The organism is Sphingobium sp. PAMC28499, from assembly GCF_004795815.1.
Lineage (GTDB): Bacteria > Pseudomonadota > Alphaproteobacteria > Sphingomonadales > Sphingomonadaceae > Sphingobium > Sphingobium yanoikuyae.
Map to the genome: position 1 here is coordinate 3,860,838 of NZ_CP039248.1, position 16,197 is coordinate 3,877,034.

Sequence of the window (16,197 nt, forward strand, 5' to 3'; positions counted from 1 at the left end):
GGACGCAAGACAGGATTATCGTGACGGCTAACCGCAGGCCCCGGTTCACGGGGCGGAGGGGCAATTGACGCAGGAACCAGCGGATACGGTGGCAACGCCGCAGACCGAGGGGAATGAGGAGTCTGTCCGCGCGACATTCGCCCGCCTCTACACCGATGGCCGCGCCTATGTGCAGGCGGAGGTCGAGCGCCAGAAGCTGCGCGCCGGCATTGCCGGCGCCGGCATCCGTAATGCCGCTATCCTGGGGATCGTAGCCCTGATGCTGCTGTTCGCCGCGATCGTGACCCTGTTGATCGGGTTGGTGATTGCGCTGTCCGCGATGATCGGGCCGCTCTGGGCAACGCTGGCGGTGTTCGGCGGCGCCGTACTGATCGCCGTCCTGCTGCTGCTGCTGGCCAAGGGACAGATCAGCCATATGTTGAAGACGATCAAGTCATGAGCCGGGAACAGGCCTATCTCGAAGCGACCGAACGCGCGGCGCATCTGCGCAGCAAGGCGGTCCTGAGCCTTGCCGATGCCCAGGCGCGGATCGCACCCGATCGGCTGAAGGCCGATGTCGAGGCGAAGATCACGGCGACTGCGCTCGACGGCGTCGCCTATGTCGGTGCCAAGGTGCGCCAGCGGCCGGCTGCCACCGGCGCGGCCGCAACCGGCATCGTCCTGTTTCTCTTCCGCCGCCCCCTCACGGCACTTTTCGGACGACTGTTCGTTCGACTGAGGAACCGTAACACGGAAATTTCGGAGATTGATGATGGCTGACATCCGCGCCCAACTGACCCGCGTCCGCGAAGCGGCCAATGACGCCGCCGGCAGCGCAACCGACATGATCAAGGACAGCACCGGCAAGGCGCGCGAAAGCGCCGGCGAACTGATCCAGACCGGCAAGGACAAGGCGAGTGAAGCCTATGGCGACGCGCGCGATCGGAGCCAGCGGGTCGCTGCCCGCGCCAACGAGATCATTCAGGAGCATCCGGTTGCGGCCGTGGCCGGCGCGGTCGCGGCCGGCGCAGTCATCGCCTGGATGTTCCCGAAGAGCCGGAAAGTGATGAAGGCGCTGCCGGGCCTGGCCGCCACTGCCGGCGCGCGGGTGCTGGAAGCAGCCGCCACCGCCCGCACGGCCGCGAGCGAGAATAGCGAGTCGCTGCGCCATAATGCTGGCGAAGCGCTGGCCAGTGCGCGGGACAATGCCGGCGAAGTGCTCAGCAAGGCCCGCGAAACGGCCAGCCATGCGCTGTCGAGCGCCAAGGAAAGCGCAAGCGACACCGCGACGGCGGCCCGTGACGCTGCGGCATCGGCCGATCTTGGCGGCAAGGCATCGAAGCTGGCGGACGAACTGGTCGCGCTCGTCTCCACCCGCGTCGAGGCGTTGGGCGACGCGATCAAGGCACGATTGCCGAAAAGCTAATCGCGATTGCCGCAAACGCAATCGACACACAGGCCGCTTTCCTTGGCGGATCGCAGGGACGATGCTAAGGCACCGCGATCAGTCAAAGGAGAACATATAACGCCATGAGCAAGATGCATCTGGTGATGGGCGGCCGCGTAACCAACCCGCAGACGCTGGAATTCCAGGACCTGAGCAAGGTCGACCTGGTTGGCGTCTTCCCCGACTATGCCTCGGCCGAAAAGGCCTGGCGCGGCGCCGCGCAGCGCACCGTCGATGACGCCGAAATGCGTTATGTGATCGTCCATCTGCACCGCTTGCTGGAGCCTGAGCTGCCGGCAGCCTGATGGCCCGTTTCGGGCGAGACCGGATCATGCCCCGGTTTCGCCCGAACACAGTTTATCGAACGATCAATTGATAGCCTGGGGCCGCTTGCGGAAGCGCCAGCGCAGCAAGGGCCTGGTCAGGGCCAGCCCTGCCAGGAAGCCGCCAATATGCGCGGCAATCGCGATCTGACCCAGATCGCCCAATCCCCCCGCCGTCGCCACACCGATCATCAGCTGGATCGTGATCCAGGCGGCCGCCAGCCACAGCACCCGCACAAAATTGGCCGACAAAGGCCCGATCCGCCGCACCTGTTGCTGGCTGTAGAGCAGCGCATAGGTGGCGATGATCGCGGAAATGGCGCCACTCGCCCCGACCATCGGATTGACCGATTCCGGCGTGATCGCCCATTGGGCGAAGCAGGCGGCATAGGCGCCGGCGACATAGAGGATCAGCGTGCCAGTGCGGCCCAGCACATGTTCGACCTGCCGCCCGCAGAAAAGCAGCATCAGCAGGTTGAAGCCGATATGCAGCCAGCCGGCATGGACGAAGGTGCAACTGAGCGGCGTCAGCCACCAGGGCACCGCCGCCATGCCGTCCAGCAAGCCGGGGTTGCCAATGCGGGCAGGAATGAACCCGCCCAGCAAGGCCGCATTGTCGATCTGCCCGGTTGCCAGCAGCAACAGGAACAGGACGAACGTGACCAGCGCGATCGCGTTGGTCGTGCGTCCGGCAGGCAGTTTCACGGGATCAGATGAACGCGATCTTGTCGACCAGGTAGAATTTGTCGCCCGACGGGACCGACACTTCCACCTCGTCACCGACCTCGCGGCCGATCAGCGCACGGCCCAGCGGGCTGTTATAGCTGATCATGCCCGCCTTGGCGTCCGCCTCGGCCTGGCCCACGATCTGATATTTGACCGGCTTGTCATCCTCGTCCAGCAGGGTCACGGTCGCGCCAAACACGATCTTGTTACCCGACAAGGTGGTCGGATCGATGATCTGGGCGCGCGACAGCTTGTCTTCCAGGTCGGAAATCGTTGCCTCGACCTGCCCCTGCCGTTCCTTGGCGGCGTGATATTCGGCATTTTCCGACAGGTCGCCGTGGGCACGAGCTTCCTCGATGGCGTCCACGATCAGAGGGCGCTCGGCCTTCAGTTCGCGGAGCTGCGCATTGAGCTTGTCATAGCCCACCTGCAGCATCGGCATCTTCTCGACGGTCGCCATTATTGCAAATCCTTCGTCAAAACTTCCCTTTGGCGGCGCCGAACGTGGCGCCACCCGCAGCATGCTTCCTGGTGAAGGGGATCAGGCGTGCGACCCAGGATAATAGGACTGGAGCGAGCGCACTTCAAGGGCGCGGTCCCGCAAAGCCTCGATTGCGTCCGCCGCAGCGACGCTGGCGGTCGCGGTGGTGAAACTTGCAATCTTTGCGCGTAGAGCACTGGTGCGGATCGCCTTGCTGTCCTTCAGGGACTGCCAGCCTTCGGTGGTGTTAAAGATGAGCTGCACGTCGCCATCGGTGATCCGGTCGACGATGTGCGGACGGCCTTCAGCCACCTTGTTCACATGCTCGACGGCGATCCCCTGCCCTTCCAGATAAGTGGCAGTGCCACCGGTCGCGATGATGGTGAAGCCCATGCCCGCCAGCTTCTGCACCGCCGGCAGGATCACCGGCTTGTCGCTATCCTTGACCGACACGAAGACGGTGCCGCTGGTCGGCAGCACGGTGCCCGCGCCCAGCTGCGCCTTGGCAAAGGCGGTCGCGAAATTGCTGTCGATGCCCATGACTTCGCCGGTGCTCTTCATTTCCGGCGAGAGCACGGGATCGACGCCGGGGAAGCGGTTGAACGGGAAGACCGCTTCCTTGACCGCGACATGGTCGATCGCGTTGCGATCGATCCTGGGCAGATCCTTGATCTTTTCACCGGCCATGACGCGCGAGGCGATCTTGGCGATCGGGGTGCCGATCGCCTTGGCGACGAAGGGCACGGTCCGGCTGGCGCGCGGATTGACCTCGATCAGATAGACGATGCCATCCTTGACCGCGAACTGGATGTTCATCAGGCCACGGACCGACAGGGCACGGGCCAGCACTTCGGTCTGACGCTCGATCTCGGCAATCACCTCGTCCGACAGGCTGTAGGGCGGCAGCGAGCAGGCCGAGTCACCGGAGTGAACGCCGGCTTCCTCGATATGCTGCAGCACGCCGGCGACGACCACATCGTCGCCGTCACACAGCGCGTCCACGTCGACCTCGACCGCATCACGCAGATACTGGTCGATCAGCACCGGGGAGTCGCCCGACACCTGCACGGCGGTGGTGATATATTCTTCGAGCTGGGCCTGACCATCGACGATTTCCATGGCGCGACCGCCAAGGACATAGGACGGACGCATCAGCACCGGATAGCCGATGCGGTTGGCGACCGCGATCGCCTCTTCGCGGCTGCGGGCAATGCCGTTGGCCGGCTGGCGCAGCTTCAGCTTGTCGATCAGCGCGGCGAAGCGCTCGCGATCCTCGGCCAGGTCGATCGCGTCCGGGCTGGTGCCCAGGATCGGGATGCCGGCATCTTCCAGCGCCTGTGCGAGCTTGAGCGGCGTCTGGCCGCCAAACTGCACCAGCACGCCGGCCAGCGTCCCCTTCGACATTTCGACATGCAGGATTTCCAGCACGTCTTCGGCCGTCAGCGGCTCGAAATAGAGGCGATCAGACGTGTCATAGTCGGTCGACACGGTTTCCGGGTTGCAGTTGACCATGATCGTCTCATAGCCGGCTTCGCTCAGCGCAAAGCAGGCATGGACGCAGCAATAGTCGAACTCGATACCCTGGCCGATGCGGTTGGGACCGCCACCCAGGATGACGACCTTCTTGCGGTCGCTGGGCTGCGCCTCATTCTCCGGCTCGCCGAAGATCGGGGCTTCATAGGTCGAATACATATAGGGCGTCTTCGCCTCGAACTCGGCGGCGCAGGTGTCGATCCGCTTGAACACCGGACGCACGCCCAGCTTGTGGCGCAGGCTGCGCACCTCGTCTTCGGTCACGCCGCCGGTCATGGCGACGACGGCATCGTGGATCAGGCCGCTGCCGCGCGCGACGCCGCGCTCATTACCGCGCAGATTGGCCGACTTGAGCGCCAGCCAGGCGAGACGCTTGTCGGAAAAACCCATGGCCTTGAGGCGGCGCATGCCGTCCGCATCGCGCGGCAGGCCATGTTCCAGCACCTCATTCTCGGCCTCGACGATTTCCTTCAGGCGCTCCAGGAACCAGGGGTCGAACTTGGCGATATTGTGGATTTCCGCGACGGTCAGACCTTCACGAAGGGCTTGCGCGGCAACCAGCAGGCGATCGGGCGTCGGCTGTGCCAGGGCGGCGATGATGTCGTCCTTGGGCGCGCCGACCAGATGATCGACCTGGTTGAAGCCGGACAGGCCGGTTTCCAGACCGCGCAGCGCCTTCTGCATCGATTCATGGATGTTGCGGCCGATCGCCATGACTTCGCCGACCGACTTCATGGCGGTGCCCAGCAGCGGCTCGGCGCCCTTGAACTTTTCAAAGGCGAAGCGCGGGATCTTGGTCACGACATAGTCGATGGTCGGCTCGAACGAGGCCGGGGTCACGCCGGTAATGTCATTCTCGATCTCGTCGAGCGTGTAGCCAACGGCCAGCTTCGCCGCGACCTTGGCGATCGGGAAGCCGGTTGCCTTCGACGCGAGCGCCGAGGAACGCGACACGCGCGGGTTCATCTCGATGACGACCAGGCGGCCGTCCTTGGGATTGACCGCGAACTGGACGTTGGAACCGCCGGTCTCGACGCCGATCTCGCGCAGCACCGCCAGGCTGGCGTTGCGCATGATCTGATATTCCTTGTCGGTCAGCGTCAGCGCCGGCGCGACGGTGATGGAGTCGCCGGTATGGACGCCCATCGGATCGACATTCTCGATCGAGCAGATGATGATGGAATTGTCGTTGCGATCGCGCACGACTTCCATCTCATATTCCTTCCAGCCGAGGAGCGATTCCTCGATCAGGACTTCGGTGGTCGGCGAGGCATCCAGGCCGCCGCGGACGATGTTCATGAACTCGTCGCGATTATAGGCGATGCCGCCGCCGGTGCCGCCCATGGTGAAGCTGGGACGGATGATCGAGGGAAGGCCGGTGAACTCCAGCGCTTCCATCGCCTCTTCCATGGTGTGGGCGATGCGCGAGCGGGCCGATTCCAGGCCGATCTTGTCCATGGCGTCGCGGAACTTGATCCGGTCCTCCGCCTTGTCGATCGCCTCGGCGTCGGCGCCGATCATCTGGACGCCGAACTTCTCCAGCGTGCCGTCGTTGAACAGCGCCAGGGCTGTGTTCAGCGCGGTCTGGCCACCCATCGTAGGCAGCACCGCATCGGGCCGCTCCTTCTCGATGATCTTCGCCACGATTTCGGGCGTGATCGGCTCGACATAGGTCGCGTCGGCAAATTCCGGGTCGGTCATGATCGTGGCCGGGTTGGAATTCACCAGGATGATGCGATAGCCCTCTTCCTTCAGCGCCTTGACCGCCTGCGTGCCCGAATAATCGAACTCGCACGCCTGGCCGATGATGATCGGACCAGCGCCGATGATGAGGATGGAGGAGATGTCTGTGCGCTTGGGCATTATTTGGCCTCTGATTTACAGTTGAAGGCGCTCACGCGCACAATTTGAATAATGGCGGTCAATGCACGCCTCCCGTCTGCGCCTCGCAACCCCAGCCGTCATATTCGACGCCGCAGAGAATTTCGATCTGGAGGCATTTCCGGGTCAGCGCGCGGATCGAGGCTTCGTCGACCGGCTGCACGCATTCCAGGAACAGGAACAGGTCGCCTTCCTCATCTTCCTCCCGGTCCAGTTCGACGAAGCCGAACTGGCTGGCGATGGTCAGGACGCGCTCGAAATCCTTCTCGCTGCCCCGGAAGCTGACATCCACGGGCCGCGCGAAACGCGCGACGTCGCCATTGCGCTTGAGATTGGCGAGGACTTGCCTGTCCGCCTCCCACTCTGCGGCAAGGCGCGCTTCGTCAACCGGGGGCAGGTTCTGGCTCACGCGGCGACCGCGCCCTTGAGGCCATCGACGAACTTCTTGAACAGGTAGAAGCTGTCCTGCGGGCCGGGCGAGGCTTCGGGGTGATACTGGACCGAAAAGGCATTTTTGTCCGTGAGTTCGATGCCGCAATTGCTGCCGTCGAACAGCGAGACATGGGTCGAGCGCGCATTGGCCGGCAGCGTGTCGACATCGACGGCGAAGCCATGGTTCATGCTGGTGATCTCGACCAGGCCATCCGACAGGCGCTTGACCGGATGGTTGGCGCCGCGATGGCCCTGATGCATCTTGATCGTCCTGGCGCCGACGGCCAGGCCCAGAAGCTGGTGGCCGAGGCAGATGCCGAAGACAGGGATATCGGCGGCCAGTACCTGCTGAATCACCGGCACGGCATATTCGCCGGTCGCGGCCGGATCGCCCGGACCGTTCGACAGGAACACGCCGTCGGGATTGAGCGCCTTGACCTGATCGAAGCTCGCGGTGGCGGGCAGCACGGTGACGCGCGCGCCGGCCTTCACCAGATTGCGGAAGATATTGTTCTTCGCACCATAATCGATGGCGACGACATGGGGGCGTTCCTCACCCGCTTCATTGAGGCCATAGCCATGGCCGATGGTCCAGATGCCGTCCTTCCATAGGCGGCTTTCCTTGCCCGTGACTTCGATGGCGAGGTCCATGCCTTCAAGGCCCGGCCAGGCGGCCGCCTTGGCAGCGAGCGCGGCGATGTCGAAATTGCCGTCGGGATCATGGGCGATGACGACGTTGGGCGCGCCCTTCTCACGGATCAGCCTAGTCAGCGCGCGGGTGTCGACACCGGCGAGGCCGATGCGGCCCTTTTCCTTCATCCACTGGTCGAACGGTTCGACATTGCGGAAATTGCTGGGCGCGGTGACGTCCTGGCGCACGATGCAGCCCAGCGCATAGGGGCTGTCGGCTTCGACGTCGTCGAGATTGGTGCCGACGTTGCCGATATGCGGGAAGGTGAAGGTGATGATCTGCCCGGCATAGGAGGGATCGGTCATGATCTCCTGATAGCCGGTGATCGAGGTATTGAAGCAGAGTTCGCCGACCGCGTCGCCGACCGCGCCGAAGCCGCGACCGAAGACGGCGGAGCCATCGGCAAAAACCAATACCCCTGTCGCTCCTTTGGGCACAATGAGGGTCTTGGCGTCAGCCATGGTCTGCGGTCCTTTATGCTTTTGCGGGAACCCGTCTGGTGCGGGTTAAACGGCCGGTCACCTATTCCCGCAACGCGTGAAGGTCAACGTCTGTTAAAAATCTCTTTTCGCATTATATCTACTCCTTTCCCGAGAAACAGGATTAATTCGCCCATGATTCGCGACACCATCAAGAGCGCCCAAGTGGAGTCCATGAAGGCCGGCGACAAGGATCGCCTGGCTGCCGTGCGCCTGATCCTGGCCAAGCTCAAGGATCGCGACATCGAACTGCGCACCGCCAGCAATGTGCCCGACGACGACACGGTCGTGGTCGAGGTGCTGCAGAAGATGGTGAAGCAGCGCCGCGAATCGATCGACATGTTCAAGAGCGGCGGCCGCGACGAACTGGCCGCCAAGGAACAGGCCGAGCTGGACGTCATCGAAACCTTCCTGCCGGCGCAGCTGAGCGAAGACGAGACCAAGGCGGCGATCGAGGGCATCAAGGCCGAGATCGGCGCGGAAAGCGTCAAGGACATGGGCAAGGTGATGGCCGTGCTCAAGGAACGCCATGGCGCCGTCATCGACATGAGCAAGGCGAGCGGGCTGGTGAAGGCGGCGCTGAGCTGAGTTAGCACCGGGCTGACATGCGCGTGCGATACTGACATAATAGCCCCTCCCTTCCAAGGGAGGGGTTGGGGTGGGTGATGGCGCTGCGCATCAATGCGAGACTCGGTCAATTTGCGCGCAAGATGCGGCGCGAGCCCACGGAATATGAACGCCGCCTTTGGGGCGCCCTACGCGGCTCCCAGCTGGAAGGCTTCAAATTCCGCCGACAAGCCGTGATCGAACCCTATATCTGTGACTTTCTCTGCCCCCTCCTCGGCCTCATCATAGAAGTCGATGATGATAGCCATGATGCTATCAAGGATCGAGATAGAGACTTTGACCTTGCACATCAGGGCTATCTGGTTTTGCGCTTCTCCAACTTCGACATTCGGGACAATCTGGAAGGCGTGCTGAGCGTCATTCTGGATCGTGCCCGCGCCATGCCGGAAAGGCAGAAGATCACCCACCCCAACCCCTCCCTTCGAAGGGAGGGGCTTTAATTAGATGACCCTCACGCCCCAATGGCTGGATGAGCTGCGCGCGCGGACGTCGCTTTCGACGTTGATCGGCAAGACCGTGAAGGTGCAGAAGGCGGGCCGCGAATATAAGGCCTGCTGCCCCTTCCATAACGAGAAGACGCCCAGCTTCACGATCAACGACGAGAAGGGTTTCTATCACTGTTTCGGCTGCGGCGCGCATGGCGATGCGATCCGCTGGATGACCGACCAGCGCGGCCTGCCCTTCATGGAGGCCGTGAAGGAACTGGCGGCAACCGCCGGCATGGAAGTGCCCGCCGCCGATCCGCGCGCGGCCAAGCGCGCCGAGCAAGCCAAGGGGCTGCATGACGCGATGGCGGCGGCGCAGAGCTTCTTCGAGGACCAGCTTGGCGGCATCGACGGCGGCGACGCCCGTTCCTATCTCGCCAAGCGCGGCATCACCGACGCGACCCGGCGCACGTTTGGCTTTGGCTATTCGCCGGATTCGCGTGGCAAGCTCAAGACATCGCTGCGCGATTTTGGCGAGCCGATGCTGGTCGAGGCCGGCTTGCTCATCGACCCTGACGGCGAACGTGACACGTACGATAGGTTTCGCGGTCGCCTCATGCTGCCGATCCGCGATATTCGCGGACGGGTGATCGCCTTTGGCGGCCGCATCATCGGCCAGGGCGAACCCAAATATCTGAACTCACCCGACACCCCGCTCTTCGACAAGGGGCGCACCCTCTACAATATCGACCGCGCCTCCCCCGCCAGCCGGCAAAGCGGCCGGGTGATCGTGGTCGAGGGCTATATGGACGTGATCGCGCTCGCCCAGGCCGGTTTCGGCGACGCCGTCGCGCCGCTCGGCACGGCGCTGACCGAACATCAGATCGAACGACTGTGGAAGATGGTCGAGGTGCCGATATTGTGCTTCGACGGCGATGCGGCCGGGCAGAAGGCAGCGATCCGCGCGGCGACCCGCGCCCTCCCCCTGCTGCGTCCCGGCCATAGCTTGGCCTTCGCCACCCTGCCCGCCGGGCAAGACCCCGACGATCTGCTCCGCGCCGAGGGGCCGCGCGCGATGGACGCGGTGCTGGCTGGCGCCCAGCCGCTGGTCGATCGCCTGTGGGAGCATGAGCAGAAGGTCGGCCCGCTCGACACGCCTGAACAGAAGGCGGCGCTCAAGCAGCGGCTCGCCGCCCATAGCGACTCGATCCAGCATCCCGATGTCCGCGCGCTCTATGCCCAGGCATTCCGGGAGCGTTATGATGCGCTCTTCTTTGCCCGGCCCGATCGCTTCGGCGGCGGCCAGCGCGCGCCGCGCGGCGCAGGTGGCGGTGGCGCCCGCGCCGGCTGGCAGCGCGACAAGAAGGGCAATTGGAAGCCCCCCGTCCCGCCCGCCGGCAACGAGGCGCGGGAGATCGGCGCAAACGGCATGGAACATCGGCTGCTGCGGGCGATATTGGCCAGCCTGCTGCGCGATCCGGAGCAGATCGTCCTGCACCGCGAGACGCTGTCAGGCCTGCGAATCGGCGATCCCGCGCTGGCGCGATTGCTGGATGCGATGATCGCCGCATCCTTCCGCAAAGAAACAGTTGAAACGCAGGCCCTCCTTACCATATTGGGGCAAGGTGACTTGTATAATATGGCTAAGGGGATGCTCCGGGCCGATACGTTCACATTCACCCCACATAGGATGACAACCGACCCCAGTCGCGTGCAACGCGACCTGGACGAGGCCATCCGGGTGATGGCGCAAGGACCGGAGCTGGAAACGGCGCTGGCGGAGGCTACTAGACGGTTCGAGAGCGACTTCAGCGAAGAGAATTTCGCTGAACAGCAGCGCGTCCGCGCGCTGAAAGCCGATCACGACAGCCGCCTGGCGGAACTGGCGCAGTCCGAAGACATTGTTTGATTGAGGCTCGTTCCTGTCGGGACGACGGAGTTAAGGCGAATAGATGGCGACCAAGGCGAACAGCAAGAATGGCGGGATGGGCGATGGCGAGGATGGCGATGCCCCCCTGCTCGACCTCAACGAAGCGTCCGTCAAGAAGCTGATCGCCCGCGCGAAGAAGCGCGGCTACATCACCTATGACGAACTGAACGACGCCCTGCCGCAGGACCAGATGTCCTCCGAGCAGATCGAGGACATCATGTCGGCGCTCAACGAGATGGGCGTCAACATCGTCGAGAATGAAGAGGCGAGCGAAGACGGCGACGAGCAGCGCGAGCGCGAGGAAGCCGACGACGCCGACGATGATTCGAGCGACGATGACGGCCCCAAGCTCGTCACCGAGAAGAAGAAGGAAACGGTCGATCGCACCGACGATCCCGTGCGCATGTATCTGCGCGAGATGGGCGCCGTCGAACTGCTCAGCCGCGAGGGCGAAATCGCCATTGCCAAGCGCATCGAGGCCGGCCGCGACACGATGATCCTGGGTCTGTGCGAAAGCCCGACCACCTTCAACGCGATCATTGAATGGTCGACCGCGCTCAATAATGGCGAGATGCAGCTGCGCGAGATCCTCGATCTCGACGCCATGCTGTCCAAGGATCCTGCTCCTGAAAATATGGAGGAAGGCGCCGAGGATGATGATGGCGAGATCAGCGAGAAGACCGCTGGCCCCAGCTTCAAGGAAGAGGAAGAGCCGGAGGAGGAATCCGCCGACGGCGACGAGGACGAGGATGGTGCGCCCCGCGCCCGCCGCGAGGAGGACGAGGAAGAGGACAACACCCTGTCCCTCGCCCAGATGGAAGAGACTTTGAAGCCGATGGCGCTGGAGAAGTTCGCGACCATCACCGAAATCTTCCGCGCCTTCTCCAAGGCCCAGGAATCGCGCATGGTCGCCATGGCGAACGGCGAGAGCCTGAGCCAGAAGGCCGAGGACAGCTATCATGAGCTGCGCGAGCAGCTGACCGCCGAGGTCGAGAGCGTCCAGTTCCACCAGCAGAAGATCGAATATCTGGTTGACCAGCTCTATGCCTATAACCGGCGCCTGACCGCGCTGGGTGGCCAGATGCTGCGCCTGGCCGAGCGCCACAAGGTCAGCCGCAAGGACTTCCTTGAGCGCTATATGGGCCATGAGCTGGACGATGCCTGGCTGGAAAAGGTGCAGGGCCTCGACAAGAAGTGGGCCGCCTTTGCCGCTGCCGAAGGCCGCGCGGTCGAGCGCATCCGCAATGAAGTGAGCGAGATCGCCCAGGCGACCGGCATGTCGCTCAGCGAATTCCGCCGCATCGTGAACATGGTGCAGAAGGGCGAGCGCGAGGCGCGCATCGCGAAGAAGGAAATGGTCGAGGCAAACCTGCGCCTCGTCATCTCCATCGCGAAGAAATACACGAACCGCGGCCTTCAGTTCCTGGACCTTATCCAGGAAGGCAATATCGGCCTGATGAAGGCGGTGGACAAGTTCGAGTATCGCCGCGGCTACAAGTTCAGCACCTACGCCACCTGGTGGATCCGTCAGGCGATCACCCGTTCGATCGCGGACCAGGCGCGGACCATCCGCATCCCGGTCCACATGATCGAGACGATCAACAAGCTGGTCCGCACCAGCCGACAGTTCCTGCACGAGCAGGGCCGCGAGCCGACCCCGGAAGAGATGGCCGAACGCCTCTCCATGCCGCTGGAGAAGGTGCGCAAGGTGATGAAGATCGCCAAGGAGCCGATCTCGCTCGAAACGCCGATCGGCGACGAGGAAGACAGCCATCTGGGCGACTTCATCGAAGACAAGAATGCGATCATCCCGGTGGATGCCGCGATCCAGGCGAACCTCAAGGAAACGGTCACCCGCGTCCTTGCCAGCCTGACCCCGCGCGAGGAACGCGTGCTGCGCATGCGCTTCGGCATCGGGATGAACACCGACCATACGCTGGAGGAAGTGGGCCAGCAGTTCAGCGTGACCCGCGAGCGTATCCGCCAGATCGAGGCGAAGGCGCTCCGCAAGCTGAAGCACCCCAGCCGCAGCCGCAAGATGCGCAGCTTCCTGGACCAGTAAATCCGGTCAGATTATCGCTTCAAACAAGGGCCCGGCCGGACATTCCAGCCGGGCCTTTTGTTTTTCAAGACGATAGCATCATTTGTTAACCATAACGGCCTAGACCATTGGTGCCACATTTGCGACCAGCCGAAGCGACAAGTTTAACCCGGCGTTTACGCACCTTGCCCTAGATTGTGCCCAGCGGCGCCCCTTACGCCGTTGCCACAGGGAAATTTCTATGAGCGAAGTGACGGCGCTGCGCCGGGGCGACGATATTGCGCAAATCCTGGACATGCTGGTTCGGGCCGATGGCAGCTATAGCCACAGCTATCTGGCCCAGGCGAGCCAGGATGCCCGCTCGCGCGATGGCCTTGGCCTGCCCGACCTTGCCGATGCCGCCTATTATCTCTGCCTGCTCCATGGTCGCCATCCCGGCGTGATCGACCATGCCGCCACCCGCTCGGTCGACAATGCCGCGCGCCGCTGGCTGATCGAGGCCGCCGACGCCTTTGCGCGGGAGCGCGCCTATCTGACCCAGGTCACCGTGGCTGCTGGCCCCGCCCCCAGCACGGCGGGCCAGAGCAGTTGCGAAACCATCGTCAGTCAGCAGCGCCATGCGCTCGACATGCTGGCCCAGTCCGACCGGCGCGGTTGCGCCATGGGCGCAGCGATCGCGCTGGTGCTGGACTGGCGCGCCGTGCGCAAGCTGCTGGACATTGCCGCGCTTCGTGCGGGCATCGAACCGGTTCCCTGCTCTTTGCCCGATCATCGGGCAACGCTGGACGTGGCGCGCGCCATTGGTGGCGATCCGGCCGTTGATCGCGCGATCCAGTTCGGCATGCGCCAGCTGCTGGCCCAGCATCGCGGCCTGTGGGATGTGCTGGAGGCGCGCGCCGCCATCCGCCGGCAACAGCAGGACTGATCCATCGCCCCACCGCTTGCCGCAACGCACAAACGCGTTGCGCCCCAATCCCGCTTTGCCTAGTCCGGTCCTCCAGCAATGATGGAGCGGAAGAGAGCCATGCGCTTTGAGGGCACCCAGGATTATGTCGCCACCGACGATCTGAAGGTCGCGGTCAATGCCGCGGTGCTGCTGCGCCGGCCGCTGCTGGTGAAGGGCGAACCGGGCACCGGCAAGACCGTGCTGGCCCAGGAAATCGCCAAGGCCATTAACGCCCCCCTCATCGAATGGAACGTCAAGTCGACGACCAAGGCGCATCAGGGCCTGTATGAATATGATGCGGTTGCCCGCCTGCGTGACGGCCAGCTGGGTGACGAGCGGGTCCACGACATCGCCAACTATATCCGCAAGGGCAAGCTATGGGAGGCCTTCACCTCCCCCACCCTGCCCGTCCTGCTGATCGACGAGATCGACAAGGCCGATATCGAATTTCCCAACGACCTGTTGCAGGAACTCGATCGCATGGCCTTCCATGTCTATGAGACCGGCGAGACGGTCGCGGCCAAGGAACGGCCGGTCGTCATCATCACCTCGAACAACGAGAAGGAACTGCCCGACGCGTTCCTGCGCCGCTGTTTCTTCCACTATATCAAATTCCCGGATCGCGAGACGATGCAGGCGATCGTCGATGTCCATTTCCCCGGCATCCAGAAGATGCTGGTCAGCCGGGCGATGGACATTTTCTACGACATTCGTGAAGTGCCCGGCCTCAAGAAGAAGCCCAGCACATCCGAACTGCTCGACTGGTTGAAACTGCTGCTGAACGAGGACATGCCGCTCGACGTGCTGCAGAATGCCGATCCGACCAAGGCGATCCCGCCGCTGCACGGCGCGCTGCTCAAGAATGAGCAGGACATCATGATGTTCGAGCGCCTGGCCTTCATGGCACGACGCCAGGGGCGCTGAGGCCGCCGTCCAACCTGGCCGAATCGCGATCCTGACATTGGGCGAACCCGGCCTGATCGTGGCCGAAGGCGTCATCCGGACCGATGCTGCACAGCAATGGGCCTGTCACGGCCCGCAATTGTCGCAATTTCCGGGGCAAATAGCACCGGCAGCGTGAAGGCGGCTTGCGCCCCTGCGGAATACGTGATTTCCTGATCCTCTGTCATTCAAGGCCGCGCCAAGACGGTCTGGATCGAGAGAGAGGATGCCAATGCCCCGACGTGCGTTGTTCCTATGTTCGATGGCTCTCTGCCTGGCCCTGCCCTCGCTGGCGCAGGCGGCGGACGATATCGAGGCATGGACGCCCAGTGATACTGCCATACGTGCCACCGCCGCCGGCATCAGCCTGCCGCAGACGGTCGCCAGCCTGTCGTTGACCAAGAGCGGCGAAGTATCGAACGGCGGCAAGGGCATCGACAATTACGCCCAATATATTTCGCAGGATGGCGCCATCCAGGCGACCCTCTATGTCTATCTGCCGGCCTATGCCGACGCTTCACTCGCCGCTTACATGACCGACAAGGCGGTGATGGAGCGGTTCGGCGGCAAGACCCATCGCACCGCTTATGACAGCGTCGCCGCCGGCGGCCGCGCGGGCACGGCGATCCGCGCCGTCTATGACGATGCCGCCGATGGCGCGCTGACCACGGCGGCCGCCTTCGCCCATGCCGGGCGCTGGATGGTGAAGCTGCGCGTCACCGGGCCGACCGAACGCCGCGCAGAAGTGCTGGCCGGGTTGGACGGCATGCTGGCCGGCCTGAAATTCGACGATGCGGCAAGCCTGCACGCGACCAGCCCGGCCAGCTTCGGTGCCTGCCCGACCGGCGATGGCGGCGACGCGCGCCTGACCAAGGCCGTGCCGAGCGGCACCGCCGGCCAGCCCGTGCCGCAGGACGTCCGCATCCCGCGCGAGGGCAAGGATAATCTGTGCATTCGCGGCACCGTCCAGACCGCGCAGGGCAGCTATGACATGCTGCAGCAGACGGGGCGCAGCGATGGCGCGATCATCGTGCCGGTCGACGATAGCGGCACTGTCCTCGCCTTCGATCCCGCCACCCGCGACCTTGGCTATCAACTGTCGATCCATATGGTCGGCCAGACCGACCTTTACGGCGTCTATGACAAGGTGCCCAGCGGCCGCCAGATCGCCGCGATCCTGGACGGCAAGGATCCCCAGACGGCCCAGGCCGAAGCCACCGCACTTTATGCCGCCAATGGCGAGGTTACGATCAGCCAGGGCGCGCGCAAGCCCAACTGAGGCGGTTTTAGAAAATCCTGGGCGCTCCGGACATT

At 63.7% G+C, this 16,197-nt stretch carries 16 protein-coding genes; 11 read left to right on the forward strand and 5 right to left on the reverse strand.

Translation table 11 applies throughout. The features are described from left to right. The first annotated feature begins 64 nt into the window (after positions 1 to 64). From E5554_RS18350 to E5554_RS18365, 4 genes are all read left to right on the forward strand, one after another. Positions 65 to 439 (forward strand): phage holin family protein, encoded by a 375-nt coding sequence (locus E5554_RS18350; protein ID WP_136187674.1) that lies wholly within the window; start codon positions 65 to 67, stop codon positions 437 to 439. After that, on the forward strand, positions 436 to 759 hold the full coding sequence (locus tag E5554_RS18355; protein ID WP_125998630.1) for a hypothetical protein: 324 nt from the start codon (positions 436 to 438) through the stop codon (positions 757 to 759). Before E5554_RS18350 ends, E5554_RS18355 begins: the two co-directional genes overlap by 4 nt. Beyond that, positions 752 to 1,405 (forward strand): DUF883 family protein, encoded by a 654-nt coding sequence (locus E5554_RS18360; RefSeq protein WP_136188408.1) that lies wholly within the window; start codon positions 752 to 754, stop codon positions 1,403 to 1,405. Before E5554_RS18355 ends, E5554_RS18360 begins: the two co-directional genes overlap by 8 nt. A 104-nt stretch (positions 1,406 to 1,509) precedes the next feature. Next, a complete protein-coding gene (locus E5554_RS18365; protein ID WP_004211788.1) occupies positions 1,510 to 1,731 on the forward strand; it encodes a DUF4170 domain-containing protein in 222 nt (73 codons plus the stop codon). A 63-nt stretch (positions 1,732 to 1,794) separates the two neighbouring features. Here the strand turns inward: E5554_RS18365 and E5554_RS18370 are convergent, their stop codons facing one another. The 5 genes from E5554_RS18370 to carA all read right to left on the reverse strand — a co-directional run bounded on the left by E5554_RS18370 (position 1,795) and on the right by carA (position 7,954). Further along, on the reverse strand, positions 1,795 to 2,454 hold the full coding sequence (locus tag E5554_RS18370) for a rhomboid family intramembrane serine protease (RefSeq protein ID WP_136187675.1): 660 nt from the start codon (positions 2,452 to 2,454) through the stop codon (positions 1,795 to 1,797). Positions 2,455 to 2,458: 4 nt separating this feature from the next. Then, a complete protein-coding gene (greA, locus tag E5554_RS18375) occupies positions 2,459 to 2,935 on the reverse strand; it encodes a transcription elongation factor GreA (protein WP_004211784.1) in 477 nt (158 codons plus the stop codon). Positions 2,936 to 3,016: 81 nt separating this feature from the next. Further along, positions 3,017 to 6,352 (reverse strand): carbamoyl-phosphate synthase large subunit, encoded by a 3,336-nt coding sequence (gene carB / locus E5554_RS18380; RefSeq protein WP_136187676.1) that lies wholly within the window; start codon positions 6,350 to 6,352, stop codon positions 3,017 to 3,019. A gap of 58 nt (positions 6,353 to 6,410) precedes the next feature. Continuing rightward, positions 6,411 to 6,779, reverse strand: a complete 369-nt coding sequence (locus E5554_RS18385; RefSeq protein WP_136187677.1) for a ribonuclease E inhibitor RraB — start codon at positions 6,777 to 6,779, stop codon at positions 6,411 to 6,413. Beyond that, the gene (gene carA, locus E5554_RS18390) at positions 6,776 to 7,954 is read right to left on the reverse strand and encodes a glutamine-hydrolyzing carbamoyl-phosphate synthase small subunit (RefSeq protein WP_136187678.1); all 1,179 of its coding nucleotides are present in this window, start codon (positions 7,952 to 7,954) and stop codon (positions 6,776 to 6,778) included. Before carA ends, E5554_RS18385 begins: the two co-directional genes overlap by 4 nt. Positions 7,955 to 8,107: 153 nt before the next feature. On the opposite strand from carA, the gene E5554_RS18395 reads away from it, so the two are divergent. The 7 genes from E5554_RS18395 (at position 8,108) to E5554_RS18425 (ending at position 16,162) form a co-directional block, all read left to right on the forward strand. Next, on the forward strand, positions 8,108 to 8,560 hold the full coding sequence (locus E5554_RS18395) for a GatB/YqeY domain-containing protein (RefSeq protein ID WP_099231727.1): 453 nt from the start codon (positions 8,108 to 8,110) through the stop codon (positions 8,558 to 8,560). A 77-nt stretch (positions 8,561 to 8,637) separates the two neighbouring features. Next, positions 8,638 to 9,039, forward strand: a complete 402-nt coding sequence (locus E5554_RS18400) for an endonuclease domain-containing protein (RefSeq protein WP_080727267.1) — start codon at positions 8,638 to 8,640, stop codon at positions 9,037 to 9,039. A 4-nt stretch (positions 9,040 to 9,043) separates the two neighbouring features. Beyond that, positions 9,044 to 10,933 carry a DNA primase gene (gene dnaG / locus E5554_RS18405; protein WP_136187679.1) on the forward strand — a complete coding sequence of 630 codons (1,890 nt, stop codon included), beginning with the start codon at positions 9,044 to 9,046 and terminating at the stop codon, positions 10,931 to 10,933. 43 nt (positions 10,934 to 10,976) lie between these two features. After that, on the forward strand, positions 10,977 to 13,016 hold the full coding sequence (gene rpoD, locus E5554_RS18410; protein ID WP_004211766.1) for an RNA polymerase sigma factor RpoD: 2,040 nt from the start codon (positions 10,977 to 10,979) through the stop codon (positions 13,014 to 13,016). A 220-nt stretch (positions 13,017 to 13,236) separates the two neighbouring features. Beyond that, complete coding sequence (locus tag E5554_RS18415) at positions 13,237 to 13,920, forward strand: hypothetical protein (RefSeq protein ID WP_037507512.1); 684 nt, start codon at positions 13,237 to 13,239, stop codon at positions 13,918 to 13,920. 99 nt (positions 13,921 to 14,019) lie between these two features. Next, positions 14,020 to 14,865, forward strand: a complete 846-nt coding sequence (locus E5554_RS18420) for a MoxR family ATPase (protein WP_010337204.1) — start codon at positions 14,020 to 14,022, stop codon at positions 14,863 to 14,865. Between the two features lie 250 nt (positions 14,866 to 15,115). Then, entirely contained in the window at positions 15,116 to 16,162 is a 1,047-nt protein-coding gene (locus E5554_RS18425; RefSeq protein ID WP_136187680.1) for a hypothetical protein, read from the forward strand. The last annotated feature ends 35 nt before the right edge of the window (positions 16,163 to 16,197 follow it).

Coding starts and splice junctions, on each gene's coding strand:
- dnaG (WP_136187679.1), top strand. CDS start 9,044: ATGACCCTCACGCCCCAATGGCTGGATGAGCTGCGCGCGCGGACGTCG.
- carB (WP_136187676.1), bottom strand. CDS start 6,352: ATGCCCAAGCGCACAGACATCTCCTCCATCCTCATCATCGGCGCTGGT.
- E5554_RS18400 (WP_080727267.1), top strand. CDS start 8,638: ATGGCGCTGCGCATCAATGCGAGACTCGGTCAATTTGCGCGCAAGATG.
- rpoD (WP_004211766.1), top strand. CDS start 10,977: ATGGCGACCAAGGCGAACAGCAAGAATGGCGGGATGGGCGATGGCGAG.
- E5554_RS18415 (WP_037507512.1), top strand. CDS start 13,237: ATGAGCGAAGTGACGGCGCTGCGCCGGGGCGACGATATTGCGCAAATC.
- carA (WP_136187678.1), bottom strand. CDS start 7,954: ATGGCTGACGCCAAGACCCTCATTGTGCCCAAAGGAGCGACAGGGGTA.
- E5554_RS18360 (WP_136188408.1), top strand. CDS start 752: ATGGCTGACATCCGCGCCCAACTGACCCGCGTCCGCGAAGCGGCCAAT.
- E5554_RS18425 (WP_136187680.1), top strand. CDS start 15,116: ATGCCCCGACGTGCGTTGTTCCTATGTTCGATGGCTCTCTGCCTGGCC.
- greA (WP_004211784.1), bottom strand. CDS start 2,935: ATGGCGACCGTCGAGAAGATGCCGATGCTGCAGGTGGGCTATGACAAG.
- E5554_RS18365 (WP_004211788.1), top strand. CDS start 1,510: ATGAGCAAGATGCATCTGGTGATGGGCGGCCGCGTAACCAACCCGCAG.
- E5554_RS18420 (WP_010337204.1), top strand. CDS start 14,020: ATGCGCTTTGAGGGCACCCAGGATTATGTCGCCACCGACGATCTGAAG.
- E5554_RS18355 (WP_125998630.1), top strand. CDS start 436: ATGAGCCGGGAACAGGCCTATCTCGAAGCGACCGAACGCGCGGCGCAT.
- E5554_RS18395 (WP_099231727.1), top strand. CDS start 8,108: ATGATTCGCGACACCATCAAGAGCGCCCAAGTGGAGTCCATGAAGGCC.